Origin of the sequence: Serinicoccus sp. CNJ-927 (assembly GCF_001942435.1) — a bacterium.
Taxonomy (GTDB): domain Bacteria; phylum Actinomycetota; class Actinomycetes; order Actinomycetales; family Dermatophilaceae; genus Ornithinicoccus; species Ornithinicoccus marinus.
Map to the genome: position 1 here is coordinate 1 of NZ_MKKF01000042.1, position 1360 is coordinate 1360.

1 protein-coding gene is annotated in these 1360 nt (G+C 68.9%); it reads left to right on the top strand.

Annotation, left to right across the window (positions count from 1 at the left end; all coding sequences use genetic code 11):
* Nucleotides 1–52 precede the first annotated feature (52 nt).
* The gene (locus BJF86_RS11100; RefSeq protein WP_075818970.1) at nt 53–1312 is read left to right on the top strand and encodes an IS256 family transposase; all 1260 of its coding nucleotides are present in this window, start codon (nt 53–55) and stop codon (nt 1310–1312) included.
* Nucleotides 1313–1360 lie beyond the last annotated feature (48 nt).

The following is a 1360-nucleotide window of genomic DNA, read 5'->3' on the forward strand; positions in this document are numbered from 1 at the left end:
GTGTGATCCTTCGAGTGATCTCTCACAACCGACTCGAGAAGGAAGCACCACGATGGCCGCTGGCCCCATTATCGACCCTGAGCAGTTCCTCCACGAGCAGCTGGCTCAGGCCAGTCCGGACCTGATGCGCGAGCTGTTGGGCACGTTCATCAACAGCTTGCTCTCGGCGCAGGCCGATGCCGTGTGCGGCGCCGATTTCGGCGCCCGCAGCACCGAGCGCACGAACCGGCGTAACGGGTACCGGCACCGGGACCTGGACACCCGGGTCGGCACCCTGGACGTGGCGATCCCGAAGCTGCGCGAAGGATCGTTCTTCCCTGACTGGCTGCTGCAGCGGCGCCGCCGCGCCGAGGCGGCGCTGACCACGGTCGTCGCGACCTGCTACCTGCTCGGCGTGTCCACCCGGCGGATGGACAAGCTGGTCACCGCCCTGGGCATCACCGGCCTGTCCAAGTCCCAGGTCTCCACGATGGCCACCGAGCTCGACGAGCATGTGGAGTCCTTCCGCACCCGTCCCCTGGACGGTGGCCCGTACACGTTCGTGGCTGCCGACGCCCTGGTGTTGAAGGTCCGTGAGGGCGGCCGCGTGGTCAAGGTGTCCGCCCTGGTCGCGACCGGCATCAACACCGAGGGGTACCGGGAGATCCTCGGCATCCAGGTCGCCACCAGCGAGAGCGCCGCAGCCTGGCTGGGCTTCTTCCGCGACCTCGTCGCCCGCGGCCTGACCGCAGCCGGCCCGGTGGGTCTGGTGACCTCGGATGCGCACGCGGGCCTCGTCGAGGCCATCGGGGCCACGTTGTCCGGGACGGCGTGGCAGCGGTGCCGCACCCACTACGCCGCCAACCTGATGTCCGCGACCCCTAAGTCGTCCTGGCCGTGGGTCAAGGCGCTGCTGCACTCGGTGTACGACCAGCCCGACGCCGCCAGCGTGCATGCCCAGTTCGACCGGGTCCTGGACGCCCTCACCGGCAAGCTGCCCGCTGTCGCGGGCCACCTGGAAGCCGCCCAGGCGGACATCCTGGCGTTCACCGCCTTCCCCAAAGAGGTGTGGCGCCAGATCTGGTCGAACAACCCGAACGAACGGCTCAACAGGGAAATCCGCCGCCGTACCGACGTCGTCGGTATCTTCCCCAACCGCGAGTCCATCATCCGCCTCGTCGGAGCCGTCCTGGCCGAACAGCACGACGCCTGGGCCGAGCAACGCCGCTACATCGGCCTGGACGTCCTCACCCGCTGCCGGACCGCGCTGACCACCCCGACCGAGCCGACCCAGGAGGTGGCCACCACCCTCGTCCCCGCCCTGACCACCTAACCCCTCAACGAGGGATCACACTCGTACACCACTCCACCGGACTTGACC

Coding starts and splice junctions, on each gene's coding strand:
- BJF86_RS11100 (WP_075818970.1), top strand. CDS start 53: ATGGCCGCTGGCCCCATTATCGACCCTGAGCAGTTCCTCCACGAGCAG.